At 69.0% G+C, this 12,694-nt stretch carries 10 protein-coding genes; 8 read left to right on the top strand and 2 right to left on the bottom strand.

The genetic code is table 11. The features are described 5' to 3' along the window. Nucleotides 1-40: 40 nt before the first annotated feature. The 7 genes from ACILRJ_RS17515 to ACILRJ_RS17485 all read left to right on the top strand — a co-directional run bounded on the left by ACILRJ_RS17515 (nucleotide 41) and on the right by ACILRJ_RS17485 (nucleotide 8,949). Nucleotides 41-394, top strand: a complete 354-nt coding sequence (locus tag ACILRJ_RS17515) for an MmcQ/YjbR family DNA-binding protein (RefSeq protein ID WP_395684501.1) — start codon at nucleotides 41-43, stop codon at nucleotides 392-394. A gap of 91 nt (nucleotides 395-485) precedes the next feature. Then, nucleotides 486-1,058 carry an ECF-type sigma factor gene (locus tag ACILRJ_RS17510; RefSeq protein ID WP_395684500.1) on the top strand — a complete coding sequence of 191 codons (573 nt, stop codon included), beginning with the start codon at nucleotides 486-488 and terminating at the stop codon, nucleotides 1,056-1,058. A gap of 5 nt (nucleotides 1,059-1,063) precedes the next feature. After that, nucleotides 1,064-3,904, top strand: a complete 2,841-nt coding sequence (locus tag ACILRJ_RS17505; RefSeq protein WP_395684499.1) for a protein kinase domain-containing protein — start codon at nucleotides 1,064-1,066, stop codon at nucleotides 3,902-3,904. A gap of 59 nt (nucleotides 3,905-3,963) precedes the next feature. Then, nucleotides 3,964-4,872, top strand: a complete 909-nt coding sequence (locus ACILRJ_RS17500) for a cation diffusion facilitator family transporter (protein ID WP_395684498.1) — start codon at nucleotides 3,964-3,966, stop codon at nucleotides 4,870-4,872. Further along, on the top strand, nucleotides 4,839-5,996 hold the full coding sequence (locus ACILRJ_RS17495; protein ID WP_395684497.1) for a sensor histidine kinase: 1,158 nt from the start codon (nucleotides 4,839-4,841) through the stop codon (nucleotides 5,994-5,996). Before ACILRJ_RS17500 ends, ACILRJ_RS17495 begins: the two co-directional genes overlap by 34 nt. Further along, a complete protein-coding gene (locus ACILRJ_RS17490; RefSeq protein ID WP_395684496.1) occupies nucleotides 5,993-6,763 on the top strand; it encodes a LytR/AlgR family response regulator transcription factor in 771 nt (256 codons plus the stop codon). Before ACILRJ_RS17495 ends, ACILRJ_RS17490 begins: the two co-directional genes overlap by 4 nt. Before the next feature lie 230 nt (nucleotides 6,764-6,993). After that, on the top strand, nucleotides 6,994-8,949 hold the full coding sequence (locus ACILRJ_RS17485) for a pyrroloquinoline quinone-dependent dehydrogenase (protein ID WP_395684495.1): 1,956 nt from the start codon (nucleotides 6,994-6,996) through the stop codon (nucleotides 8,947-8,949). 135 nt (nucleotides 8,950-9,084) lie between these two features. Here ACILRJ_RS17485 and ACILRJ_RS17480 read toward each other — a convergent pair whose 3' ends face one another. Further along, the gene (locus tag ACILRJ_RS17480; RefSeq protein ID WP_395684494.1) at nucleotides 9,085-9,576 is read right to left on the bottom strand and encodes a Slp family lipoprotein; all 492 of its coding nucleotides are present in this window, start codon (nucleotides 9,574-9,576) and stop codon (nucleotides 9,085-9,087) included. On the opposite strand from ACILRJ_RS17480, the gene ACILRJ_RS17475 reads away from it, so the two are divergent. Next, complete coding sequence (locus ACILRJ_RS17475) at nucleotides 9,575-10,024, top strand: GNAT family N-acetyltransferase (protein ID WP_395684493.1); 450 nt, start codon at nucleotides 9,575-9,577, stop codon at nucleotides 10,022-10,024. The two genes, ACILRJ_RS17480 and ACILRJ_RS17475, sit on opposite strands and share 2 nt — an antisense overlap. Here the strand turns inward: ACILRJ_RS17475 and ACILRJ_RS17470 are convergent. Continuing rightward, on the bottom strand, nucleotides 9,997-12,693 hold the full coding sequence (locus ACILRJ_RS17470; RefSeq protein WP_395684492.1) for a protein kinase domain-containing protein: 2,697 nt from the start codon (nucleotides 12,691-12,693) through the stop codon (nucleotides 9,997-9,999). The genes ACILRJ_RS17475 and ACILRJ_RS17470 overlap by 28 nt on opposite strands. Nucleotide 12,694 lies beyond the last annotated feature (1 nt).

The raw sequence follows: 12,694 nt of genomic DNA, 5'->3' as shown, positions 1-12,694 counted from the left end.
CTTTTGCGGGCGGTGCGCGATGACAGCGAAGGTGACCGGGATGCGCGACACCGACCTCGACGCGCTGTGCGCGCGCTGGCCCGGCGCGACGCGCTCGATCAAGTGGGAAGTCGACCTCGTCTGGAGCGTCGCCAGCAAGATGTTCGTGGTAATGTGCGCGCTCGGCCCGGATCGGGGTCGCCTGTCGTTCAAGGTCGACTCCGACCGTTTCCTCGAACTGACCGAACAACCGGGCATGGCGCCCGCACACTACATGGCGCGCGCGTTCTGGGTCAGCGTGACCGAGCCGGAGCGCTTCACCCAGGACGAACTGGCCGGATTCGTGCGGCGTTCGTACGAACTGGTGCGCGCGAACCTGCCGAAGAAGACCCAGGCGGCACTCGGGGAGCCGTGATGCCGGTGGCGGCGCGCGCCCTGCGTTGTCGGCGCAAGCGCGTGTCCTATACTCGTGCCCGGGGGACCCGGGTGGCAACGCGGACGTAGCCGTGGACGAGTCGATCGATGCGCTACTGGCCAGCGCGAACGACCGCGATACGCAGGCGCTGAAGGCGCTGTTCGCGCGCGTCTACGCTGAGCTCAAGCTGCTCGCGCGCAAGCAGCTGGCCATTGCGCCGGGCGCCACGCTGAACACCACCGGACTCGTCCACGAGGTTTACCTCAAGCTCGCGCAGCCCGAGCGTCTGTCCCTGCTGCAGGGACGCCGGCATTTCTTCGCGCTTGCCGCCCGCGCGATGCGCCAGATCGTGATCGATCGCGCGCGTGCGCGCATCGCCGACAAGCGCGGTGGCGGGCAGGTCCAGTTCGTCGTCCTCGAAGAAGCAGGCGATGTCGTCGGCGGCAGCGAACTCGCGCCCGATCAGTTGCTGCGCCTGGACCATGCGCTGACCGAGCTCGCAGCCGACGAGCCGCGCCTCGCCGAACTGGTCGAACTGCGCTTCTTCGCCGGCATGGACGTTGCCGAGATCGCCGTGCTGCAAGGAGTCAGCGAGCGCACGCTGAACCGCGATTGGCGGCGGGCGCGGGCGCAGCTGCATACGTCGCTGTTCCCGGATACCTGAGCGCCATGCGTCGCAGCCTCGCCGAGCTGTTCGATCGCTGCGTCGAGTTGCCGCCCGCCGCGCGCAGCGGCTATCTCGATGTCGCATGCGCCGATGACGCGACGTTGCGCGCGGAGGTCGAGCGCCTGTTGCGCGCCGACGCGCGCGCCGAGGGTTTCATGGAACATCCGCCGGCCGATACCCAGCAATGGCGCGAAGGCGCCGATGGCGCGCAGCCGTCGCGCTTCGGCGCATGGCGCGTCGTGCGCCGCCTCGGCGCCGGCGGCATGGGCGAGGTCTGGCTGGCCGAACGCGGCGACGGCGAGTTCGAGCAACGCGTCGCGGTCAAGCAGGTCGCGTGGCCGACGCCCGGGCTGCTGCTGCGGTTTCGTCGCGAGCGGCAGATCCTCGCGCGGCTGGAACACCCGTCCATCGCGCGCCTCATTGACGGCGGGGTCGGCGAGGACGGCACGCCGTACCTCGTCATGGAATACGTCGAGGGCATGCCGATCACGGATCATGCGCGCGAGCGCGCGCTTGACATACCCGCGCGCCTGCGCCTGTTCCTGCGCGTGTGCGAGGCGGTGCAGTTCGCGCATCGCAACCTCGTCGTGCATCGCGACCTGAAGCCTTCGAACATCCTCGTCGACGCGGACGGCGCGCCGAAGCTGCTGGATTTCGGCATCGCCAAGGTGCTCGATGACACCGACGCGCAAGCGCCGACGCGAACGGCCGCGCGCCTGCTCACGCCCGACTACGCCGCGCCGGAGCAGGTCGCGGGCGCGGCGGTGACGACCGCGACCGACGTTTATGCGCTGGGCGTCGTGCTGTTCGAACTGCTCACCGGTGTGCGGCCCGCGCGCGACGGCGCGGGCGAGATGAAGGCGCCGGGTGCCGTCGTCGACGCGGCTACCCGGCGCGCGCTGCGCGGCGACCTCGACCGCATCGTGCTGACCGCACTCGCGTCCGAGCCGGAGCGGCGCTACTCCTCGGTCGAGGCGCTCTCGTCCGACCTCCGCAGTCACCTCGGTGGCCGTCCGATCGCGGCGCGCAGCGGGGCCGGCTATCGATTTGCGAAGTTCGCGCGGCGGCATCGTTACGCGCTCGCTGGCGCACTGATCGCGTTCGCGTTCTGCATCGGCGCGACGCTGGTCAGCCTGCATCAGGCGGCACTGGCGCGCGAGCAGGCCGATCGGGCCGAGGCCGCGCGCGGTTTTCTCGCCGGCGTGTTCGAGCAGGCGGCGCCCGACGAGAACGAGGGTCGGCCATTCACCGCGCAGCAACTGCTCGAAAAGGGGGAGGCGCGCCTCGCCGACGAAGCCGCCAACGCGTCGATCGCGGCCGACATGACCGGCCTCATCGGCAGCCTGTACTGGAACATAGGCAATTACGAGCGCGCGACCCCGCTGCTGGAGAAGGCGGTCGCGCTCGGCGAGAACGGGGGCGTCGCCGCCGAAGTGCGCGCGCGCAATCTCGTGCGGCTGGCCTCGAGCGAGGCCGAGCGCAGCCTGTACGAGCCGGCGACCACGCATGTCGAGCGCGCACTCGCGCTCGCCGCCGGTGCCGGCGCGCCAAAAGACCTGTCCGATGCGCGTCGCCTGCAGGTGCGCGTGCTGACCGAGCGGGGCGAAACCGCGCGAGCCGAATCGGTCGCGCGCGAACTGCTGGCCGGGGATATTGCCCGCCTCGGCGAGGGGGCGCGCGAGGTGGCACTGGACTGGGCCTTGCTCGCGCACGCGCTCGACGAGCTGTCGCGCTACGACGACTCGATTGCCGCCGAGCGGGCGGCGCTCGCGATCGACCGCCAGCGACTGGGCGGCCGCAGCACGACGGTCGCCGCCGATCTCAACGATCTCGGGTTCGCACTGTCGCACAAAGGCGACTACGTCGGCGCCGAGCAGGCGCTGCGCGAAGCGCTCGACATCAAGATCGAACGCTACGGCAACGATCATCGCGAAACGCTGGGCGCGCGCGCGAACCTGTTCATGGCGATCGAGAAGCAGGGGCGCTACGAAGAGGGTCTGCGCGGTCGGGTGGCGCTTCTCGACGACCAGCGCCGGGTACTCGGCGCGCGCCATGCCGACGAGATTGCACGCGCGCAGAACATGATCGGTCTCGATCGCATCATGCTGGGCCGATTCGCCGAAGCGCAGGCCGCGTTCCGCGAATCGATTTCCACCTGGAGCGGCATCGAAGGCGCGACCGAGGAAGCACGCGTCGGTCCGCTCGGCAATCTCGCCCTCGCGCTGCAGTACGGCGGCGACTATGCGTCGGCCGAAGAGGCGCTGCGCGAGACGCTGGCGATCGACCGTCGCAGCTATCCCGCCGACTCCGAATGGCTGAACCAGGATCGTGGCTACCTTGGCAATCTGCTTCGGCTGCGCCACCGTCCTGCCGAAGCGCTCGATGAATTGCGCGCGGCGCTGGCGGCAGTGAAGGGCGCGAGTCGCGGTGCTGATCCGGTCGTCGCCTTGTTGCACGCGCAGCTCGCCGAAGCCGAGCTCGATGCGGGTGACGCGGTGAAGGCGCAGGCGACGGCGTCCAAAGCGCTCGAGCTCGCGCGCACAGCGCTGCCTGCGCACAACATCGGACTCGCCAATGCGCTGTTCGCACTGGCGCGTGCGGAACTCGCGCTCGAACGCGGCGCCATTGCGGAGCCGTTGTTGCGCGAGGCGCTCGCCGTTCGCAGTCCGTTGGCGCCCCACGATCCGCGCGTGCTCGAAATCAAGGTGGCGCTGGCCCGCGCCATCGAGGCGCGCGGTGCCGACGTCGAGGCGGCGGCGTTGCGCGCGGAGCTGGAACCCTTGCTCGGTGCATCCGGTTCGCTCTACGCTGCCGACCTGCGCAAGCGCCTGGCCGTGCGCTGAGAGGCTGTGCAGCCCTCCGCGCCGGGCGTTTTCCGCGTCCCCCGATCACGGAAACCTGCATGTCCGGCAAGGCCGATTCCCTCAAGACCATCTTTCTCGCGCTCGGCGCGAATTTCGCGATCTTCGTGACCAAGCTCGGCGCCGCGATCGTCACCGGTTCCGGTGCGATGGCCGCCGAGGCGGTGCATTCACTCGCCGATTGCGGCAACCAGGGCCTGCTGCTGATTGGTCTCAAGAACACCAAGCGCCTGCCGTCGCCGGACTATCCGCTCGGTCACGGCAAGGCGATCTATTTCTGGTCGTTCCTGGTCGCGCTGCTGCTGTTCTCGGTCGGCGGCGCGTTCTCGCTGTACGAGGGCCTGCACAAGCTGAACGAGCCCGAGCCGCTGCGCTGGCCGTGGCTGGCGGTCGGTGTGCTCGCGTTCGGCATCGTCGCCGAGAGTATTTCGATGTGGGGTTGCCTGCGCGAGGTGAACAAGGCGCGCGGCGAACACAGCCTGTGGTACTGGTTTCGCGAGAGCCGCCAGAGCGAGCTGATCGTCGTTTTTGGCGAGGATCTCGCCGCGCTGCTCGGCCTGGTGATCGCACTTGCCGCGGTGTTGCTGACCATGATCACCGGCAATCCGGTGTTCGATGCGCTCGGCACGCTCGCGATCGGTGTGCTGCTGGTGCTGGTTGCGATCTTCGTCGCGGTCGAGGTCAAGGCGCTGCTGATCGGGCAGAGCGCCGAGCCGGAGCTGAAAGCGGCAATCAACGAATTCCTCGAACAGCGACCGGAGATCGCGCGTCTGTTCAATGTCATCACCATGCAGCTTGGCCCCGACGTGATGGTCGCGATCAAGGCCGAGATGCGCGGCGATCTCGCTGCGCGGGAACTGGTCGCGGCGATCAACGCTGTCGAGGGTGATCTGAAGGCCAGGTTCCCGGAGATTCGATGGTCGTTCTTCGAGCCGGACGTGGCGGATTGATGACCGCGCAGGCCGGATCGACCATCGCCGCCTCCAAGGCCGGGGACGCATGCGCGCCGCAGGCACCGACGGGTCGCGCGTGGCCGTGGCTGGGTTACGTCCTTGCCTGGCTCGGCATCGGCCTGTGGCTCGGCATCAATGTCGTGATCGGCCAGCGCAACAGCGGCAGCCGCGTTCCCGCGTGGGAGCCGATGACGTGGGAACTCAGCAGCGCGCTGGTGATGGCGGTGCTGGCGATCGCGGTTTTCCGCTTCGAGCGGCGCCACCCGCTTTCCGGCAGCGACTGGTTGCGGCGCATTCCCGTGCACGTACCCGCCGCGATCGTGTTCTCGCTGCTGCATACGTTCGGCATGGTCGGCATTCGCAAGCTCGTCTACGCGCTGATGGGCGAACGCTACGACTTTGGTGATCCGCTGCTCGGTATCGCCTACGAACTCCAGAAGGACCTGATCACCTATGCATTGATCGTCGGTTTCTGCGTGGCCTGGCGCGCGCTGCGCGCGCGACGCGAACGCGAGCTGACCCTGGTGCAGCTCGAGCGCGATCTCGGCCAGGCGCGCCTGGCCCAGCTGACCGCGCAGATCGAGCCGCATTTCATCTTCAACACGCTCAATGCGATCTCCAACCGCATGCACGAGGACGTCGAGGCGGCCGACCGCATGATCGCCGCGCTCGCCGTGCTGATGCGCGTGGCGCTGAGCGAAACCGGCGAGGCGCGCGTGCGCGTCGTCGACGACGTGGTCTGGCTGGAGCGCTACTTCGAGCTCATGCGTGAACGCTTTCGCGGCAAGCTCGAAACCGCCGTGCGGGTCGATCCGGCCGCGCGCAACGCGCGCATTCCGCGCCTGTTGTTGCAGCCGCTGGTCGAGAACGCGTTCGAGCACGGCCTCGCTTCCGGGCGCGGACGGGTCGACGTCAGCATCGACGTCGACGGCGAGCGCCTGCGCTGCGTCGTCGCCGACGATGGTCGCGGCCTTGCGCCCGGCTACACGCCGGGTGTCGGCCTCGCCAACGTGCGCCATCGCCTCGAACTGCTGTATCCGGGCCAGCACCGCTTCTCGATCGCGCCCGGCAATGTTGCCGGCACCTGCATCGAGATCGAGTTGCCGCTGCTGCTCGAATGAGCGAGGTGCGCGTCGCGATCGTCGAGGACGAGCCGCCCGCGCGTGCGAAGCTGCGTCGCCTGCTCGCCGACCAGCCGGGCTATCGCATCGTCGGCGAAGCCGACGACGTCGTCGGCGGCCTCGCGCTGCTGCGCCGGGAGAAGCCCGATCTGCTGTTCCTCGACATCCGGCTTGGCGACGGAAACGGCTTCGACGTTCTTGCGCGCGCCGCGCCGCCGTACCCGCTGGTCGTCTTCACGACCGCTTACCATGAACATGCGCTGCGCGCATTCGAGGTCGCCGCACTCGACTACCTCTTGAAGCCGTTCGACCGCGAACGCTTCGCGCGGGCGCTCGCACGCGTCGATGAACGCATGGCCGAGCGCAGGAACGGAGATGGCGAGGCTGCCGACGAGGAGCGCCTGCGCCGGATCGGTGGCGCGGGCGGCGTGGCGAGGCTCGCCCGCATCGTCGTGCACGAGCGCGGTCGCTCGCTGATCGTGCCGATCGCGGACGTGCATCGGCTCAGTGCCGCGGGCAACTACGTCGAAGTGCACACCGCGACGCGCCGCCACCTCGTGCGCGCGACCCTGTCGCGCCTCGCCCAGCGGCTCGATCCGGCCGAGTTCCTGCGCGTGCACCGATCGCACCTCGTGCGTGCGGATTTCATCGCGGCGGTCGAACCCCGGGCGCATGGCGACCTCAGGCTGACCCTGCGCGATGGTGCCGAGCTGATGTTGAGTCGGCGTTGTCGCGCCCTGTTGCCGGAAGGGTGGTTCGGTTCGTGACGGGTGCAGGCGGGCGGTAACCCGACTGCAAACGATGCGACGACGTTCGACAAGCCAATGGCGGCTGCATCGGGTCGTGCGGCATTTGACGATGCGCGCGGCCCGGAACACCTGCCTCGCTTCCCGCTGCTTGCTCCGCCCGCCTGCGGCACCGATGGTCCATTTCGTCACACGGTCGTTGCCAAGGGCGTCGTGGTCGACTTCAATCGACTATCGAACGGGAGGCTACGATGCGGATGCTGGTATGGATGGGGCTTGCTTGCGCAGCGACGGCGACGGCCGCGCCGTTCGAATGGACCGCCTACGGCGGCGACGGCCATGGCCAGCGACATGCGCCGCTGGCCCAGATCACGCCGGGGAATGTCGCGCAACTCGAAGCGGCGTGGACGTTCCGCACCGGCGAGCTGGGCGACGGCTTCGCGCGCGGGCACGATGCGCTGACGTTCGAGGCGACGCCGCTGATGGTCGGCGGCACGCTGTATTTCAACACCGCGACCGGCAAGGTGTTCGCGCTGGACGCGGCGAGCGGCGCGCAACGCTGGCAGTTCGACGCGAAGGTTCCACGCGAGCACGACTATTCCGAGATGGCGACGCGCGGCGTGAGCTACTGGCGCGACGCGCAGGCCGACCCGCATGGTGCGTGCGCGCAACGCATCCTGTTCGCGACGATCGATGCGCGCCTGATCGCGCTCGATGCCGCGAACGGTGCGCGCTGCAGCGCGTTCGGCAAGGATGGCGAAGTCGATCTCTCCAGGGGCGTGCGTCTGTCCGAACGGCGTGTCGGTCAGTATTCGGTCACCTCGCCGGCCGCGATCGCAGGCGATGTTGCGATCGTCGGTTCGTCGATCGGCGACAACGGCGGCACCGACCTCGAGCTCGGTGTGGTGCGCGCATTCGATCTGCGCAACGGCCGCGAACTGTGGCACTGGGATCCGATCCCGCGCGCGGCGAAGGTGCCGGCGGACGCGGCGAATCCGGATTTCGGTGAAGTCGATGCGCAGCAGGCGCACTGGACCGGCGCGGCGAACGCGTGGGCGCCACTCGCGGTCGATGCCGAACGCGGACTCGTGTTCATCCCGACCGGATCGGCCAGCCCCGATTTCTTCGGCGGTGTTCGCCCGGGCGAAACGAAATGGGCAAATTCGGTCGTTGCGTTGAAGGCGGCGACAGGCGAGTTCGTGTGGGGACGCCAGCTCGTGCACCACGACCTGTGGGACTACGACGTCGCCTCGCAACCGATGCTGATTGACCTGGAGCGCGACGGCCGCACGATCCCGGCGTTGGTGCAACTGCACAAGACCGGGCAGGTGTTCGTGCTCAACCGCGAGACCGGCGAGCCGCTGTTTCCGATCGAGGAACGCGCGGTGCCGCAGGATGCAGTGCCCGGCGAGGTGCCGTCGCCGACGCAACCGTTCTCGTCGATCCCGCCGCTCGTTTCGCATGCGCCGGTCACGCCGGACGACGCGTGGGGACTCACGTTCTGGGATCGCGGCCGCTGCCGCGAACAGATCGCCGCGCTGCACAGCGAAGGCATCTACACGCCTCCGGCTACGAGCGGGTCGATCGAGCGTCCCGGTTACGCGGGTGGCTCGAACTGGGGTAGCGGTGCGTTCGATCCGCAGCGCAAGCTGCTGGTCGCGAACGTGATGGACATTCCATTCGTCGTGGCGTTGATTCCGCGCGCGGAGCTGGACCAGCAGTACGACTCGGGCAAATACGCGGACTGGGAATTCGCCTCGCAGCGCGGCACGCCGTACGGCATGCGCCGCACGCTGCTTAAATCGCCGCTCGGCGCGCCCTGCACGGCGCCGCCCTGGGGCAGGCTCGTCGCCGTCGATCTCGCCAAGGGCACGATTGCGTGGACGAAGCCGCTCGGCACCTCGCGCGACCGAGCGCCGTGGCCGTTCTGGGACACAGAAGGCGCACCGAACATGGGTGGACCGTTGACGACCGCCGGCGGACTTACCTTCATCGGCGCAACCAGCGACAACTTCCTTCGCGCATTCGACACCGCGAGCGGCAAGGAAGTCTGGACGATGCGCTTGCCCGCGGGCGCGCAGGCAACGCCGATGAGCTACGAGATCGGCGGGCGGCAATTCATCGTCATCTGCGCCGGCGGCCACGCCAAGATGGGCACGACGCGTGGCGACTACGTGATCGCGTTCGCGCTGCCGCGCGCGTCCTGACGTGAGTCCTTGCGGGCGGCCTTTTCCTTGTGGGAGCGGCGGAAGCCGCGATGCAGTTCAGCCGTCGAGCCACGAAAAGCATCGCGCCTTCCGGCGCTCCCACACGTCGGTTTCCCTTGGCATTGCGGCACCCGATCAGCGGATCACGCCACCGATGCCGACACCGAAGCTCCAGTGCCCGTGCTCATCGGGGAATTCGCGCGGCCAGCGATGCACCTCTTCGGGCGCGATGCGCGGATGCACGACGTCGCGTTCCTGGATGCGGTGCACTTCGCTGCCGACGATGTGCCCGCGTACGCTCAGCCAGCGACCCGGCGGATAGTCCGCTGCCTCGACATAGCCGGGCATCGCGAGCACGAAGCGCCCGATCGACGGCGCGCGCGTGTCCGGGCGCTGGTTGCGGTCGAGTGGATAGGCGACGACCTGCACCGCGGTCGTTTCCGCGAGATTGTCGATCGCGAGGATCTTTCCGCCCCAGACGACCGTCGCATCGTGGTAGCGTTCGGGGGCCGCGGCGACCTCGGCCGGCGGCGGTCCCGGAGGCGGGGCGCCCTTGAACGCGGGCGTGGCGCAGCCGGAGAGCGCCACCAAGGCGCAGGCAAGGGCGATCGAGACGGAGCGGGCCATGGGCGGACACGAAGATCGGATGGTGGATGGCATCCTATTCTCCTGCGATCGCGCGCGCCTGGATGTCGCTGCGATCCATGAATTCCTGAGTCGCGATTCGTACTGGGTGCCCGGTATCCACCGCAATCTGGTCGAACGCAGCATCGCCAATTCGACCTGCTTCGGCGCCTATGATGGAACGCGCCAGGTCGCGTTCGCACGCGTCGTCACCGACGGCGTCGGCTTCGCCTACCTGTGCGACGTGTTCGTGTTGCCCGATGTGCGCGGTCGCGGCCTGTCGAAACACCTGATGGATTACGTGATGGCGCATCCGGACCTGCAGCGCATCCGTCGGTTCGTGCTCGCGACCCGCGACGCGCACGAGCTCTACGCGAAGTACGGCTTCACGCCGCTCACGCATCCGCACCGTTTCATGGAGCGCTACGACCCGGATGCGTTGTCGCGCTGAGGCGCCCACGCACCGGTTCCGGACGGCGACAGCCATGCGCGCGCCTGCCGCGCGCGCCAATGCTCGTGGCCGAGCGCATCCTCGATGCGCGCGAGGGCATTCGCCAGGCGCGCGCGGCCGTCCGTGCCGCGGCCGAGACGGATCGACGCCGCTCCCAGCAGCGCGTCATCGAATGCAAGCTGCCAGGCGTGGGGGTCCAGGTCGGCGAGATCGCGTGTGCGTGCCGCGAGCGCGCTGGTTGCCGCGCCGGCCGCATCACCGCGGTCGAGGGCGAGTTCGGCTTCGCTGCGCAGGATGCTGCCGGGCAGTTCGGTTGCTCCGCCGGCGTGTACGCGTGCAATCGCGGCGTCGATCTGCGCGCCTGCACGATCGAGGTCGGCGGGCGTGCGCGGCATGCGCATCCACAATGCAGCACGCCCGAGTTCGACGTTGTTGCGCGTCGTGCTTTGCGGTTTGAGCACTTGCGCATACACCCGTTCCGTCTGGTCGTATTCGCGCTCGGCATCATCGCGCCGCTGCAGCAACGCATAGGCGCCCGCGCGGCGCAGGTGGACGTGCGCGATGCGCAGTCCCGGCGGCTCGTTGTTCGCCGCAAGCATCGCTGCGGCCTGATCAAGCATGGACAGCGCCTGCACCGGGCGGTCGAGATCGAGGAGCACGCTTGCATGCAGGCTCATCTGCTGTGCAAGCCCGATCGATTCGCCGCTGACTTCTCGCCGCAAGGCGATTGCCTTGCTGTATTCGGCGTCGGCCTCGCGTGCGAGGCCGACGTCGGCCAGCACGCTCGCCAGGTTGCCTTCGGCGGTCGAGTAGTCGGCGCTGCGGCTGCGCCCGGCTTCGGCCAGCAGTGCGAGCGCGCGCCTGAATTCCGGGATCGCTGCCGGCGCATTCCCGGCGGCGGCCAGCACGTTGGCGTAGTTGTTGTGCAGCGCCGACTGCCGGCTCGGATAGCGCACGCCAAGGTGGTCGATCACGTCGATCGCTTCGCGCGCCAGTGCCAGCGAGAGCGCACGATCGGCATGCTCGTGCGAACGCATGCTGGCATACGAGAGGCAGGAAGCAAGGCTTGCGCGCCGGCTGCCTTCCAGCCGGCGCGCATGCAGGAGGCCGCGGTCCAGCCACCGTTGCGCCTCGGCCTGGTGATCGAGTGCGATTTCCGCCGCGCCAAGTCCGCACATCGCGTCGATGGCCAGCTCGTCGGGTGCGTCGCCGGCCGCTTCGGCGAGGCCACGGAACGTACCCGCGGCACCCGCGTAGTCGCGCCGTTCCAGCTGCAATTCGGCGATCACGTTCTGCGTCATCGCCCGGACATCGGCGCGCATGGCCGGTTCCTGCGCGAGCAGCCTTGCCGCGCGTTCGATCATCTCGTGTGGGCGCAACGGCGCGTCGGCCCTGCTCTCGCTGAGCAGGCGCACGAGGAAGTCCCTGGCTGCATCGCTGCGTTCCGCCAGATCGAGCGCGCTGTCGCGTTCGTGCATGGCGACGCGGGCTTGCCAGAGCGTCCCGCCCGCGCCGAGCAGCAGCGTTGCCGCGAGGCCGACGGCGACGCCCACGCCGACGCGGTGTCGACGCAGGAAGCGATGCGTCCGGTAGAGCGCGGATCCGCGGCGCGCCGACACCGGACGCAGGGCGCGTGCGTCGTCGAGATCCGCGAGCATTGCTTCGACCGTCGCGTAGCGTTCCTGCGGGTCTTTCGACAGGGCCTTCAGGGCGATCGCATCGAGATCCTTCGAGCGCTGTCGCAGCGGTGTGCCGCCTTGCTCCAGCGCAACCGCGCTGGGTGGCAACGGCATCAGGTCGCAGACCCGGCGCACCACATCCGCCAAAGGCAGGTTCGAATCGCCGAGCGGCGTGCGCCCGGTCAGGAGCTGGTAGAGCAGGGCGCCGAGCGCGTAGATGTCGGTGCGCGTCGTGATCGGCGCCCCGGTCACCTGCTCCGGCGCGGCGCAGTCGGGCGAGAGGGCGTGTTCAGCGGTGGCGCCGGCCTCCTCGTCGAGCAACTTGGCGATGCCGAAGTCGAGCAGCTTGGCGTGGCCTTGCGCATCGACGATGGTGTTCGCGGCCTTCAGGTCGCGATGCACGACGAGGTTTGCGTGCGCGTACGCGACCGCCTCGGCAATCTGGCGGAACACGGCGAGGCGCGCATCGAGCGGGGGCGTGCGCTCGACGCACCAGCGATCCAGTGCAAGGCCGTCGATGAACTCGGCGACCAGGTACGGACGTCCGAGCGCATCGATACCGCCGTCGAGCAGGCGTGCGATGTTGGGATGCTCGAGTCGGGCGAGCACCTGGCGTTCCTGCACCAGGCGTTCGCGCATCCGCGGCCGATCGACGCGTATGAACTTGACCGCGACGTTTTTCTGGAACGCACCGTCATCGCGCATGCCCAGCCACACTTCGCCCATGCCGCCGCGACCGAGCGGATGCCGCAACCGCCACGCGCCGACCTGCTGGCCACGGGCGGGTGCCGCCGGATCCTCACGCGGTTCCATGAAGCCCGTGGATCCCTCGATGCTTTCGAGCCAACTGGCGAGCACGCGCGCGGCTTCGGGATCCTGCCTCGCCACGTCGGCCAGTGCGGCCACGCGTTCGTGCGTGTCGAGATCGAGCAGGCCGTCGAGCCGGCTTTCGAGCCCGCCCCAGCGCAGCGCGTCGGCTTCGGGGGCCATA

The sequence above is a fragment of the Dokdonella sp. genome, from assembly GCF_044227025.1.
GTDB lineage: Bacteria > Pseudomonadota > Gammaproteobacteria > Xanthomonadales > Rhodanobacteraceae > Dokdonella_A.
Note: the sequence above shows the minus strand (reverse complement) of the source record. Positions and strands in the feature narration are given on the sequence as shown.

Coding starts and splice junctions, on each gene's coding strand:
- ACILRJ_RS17500 (WP_395684498.1), top strand. CDS start 3,964: ATGTCCGGCAAGGCCGATTCCCTCAAGACCATCTTTCTCGCGCTCGGC.
- ACILRJ_RS17505 (WP_395684499.1), top strand. CDS start 1,064: ATGCGTCGCAGCCTCGCCGAGCTGTTCGATCGCTGCGTCGAGTTGCCG.
- ACILRJ_RS17480 (WP_395684494.1), bottom strand. CDS start 9,576: ATGGCCCGCTCCGTCTCGATCGCCCTTGCCTGCGCCTTGGTGGCGCTC.
- ACILRJ_RS17515 (WP_395684501.1), top strand. CDS start 41: ATGCGCGACACCGACCTCGACGCGCTGTGCGCGCGCTGGCCCGGCGCG.
- ACILRJ_RS17470 (WP_395684492.1), bottom strand. CDS start 12,693: ATGGCCCCCGAAGCCGACGCGCTGCGCTGGGGCGGGCTCGAAAGCCGG.
- ACILRJ_RS17485 (WP_395684495.1), top strand. CDS start 6,994: ATGCGGATGCTGGTATGGATGGGGCTTGCTTGCGCAGCGACGGCGACG.
- ACILRJ_RS17495 (WP_395684497.1), top strand. CDS start 4,839: ATGGTCGTTCTTCGAGCCGGACGTGGCGGATTGATGACCGCGCAGGCC.
- ACILRJ_RS17490 (WP_395684496.1), top strand. CDS start 5,993: ATGAGCGAGGTGCGCGTCGCGATCGTCGAGGACGAGCCGCCCGCGCGT.
- ACILRJ_RS17475 (WP_395684493.1), top strand. CDS start 9,575: ATGGGCGGACACGAAGATCGGATGGTGGATGGCATCCTATTCTCCTGC.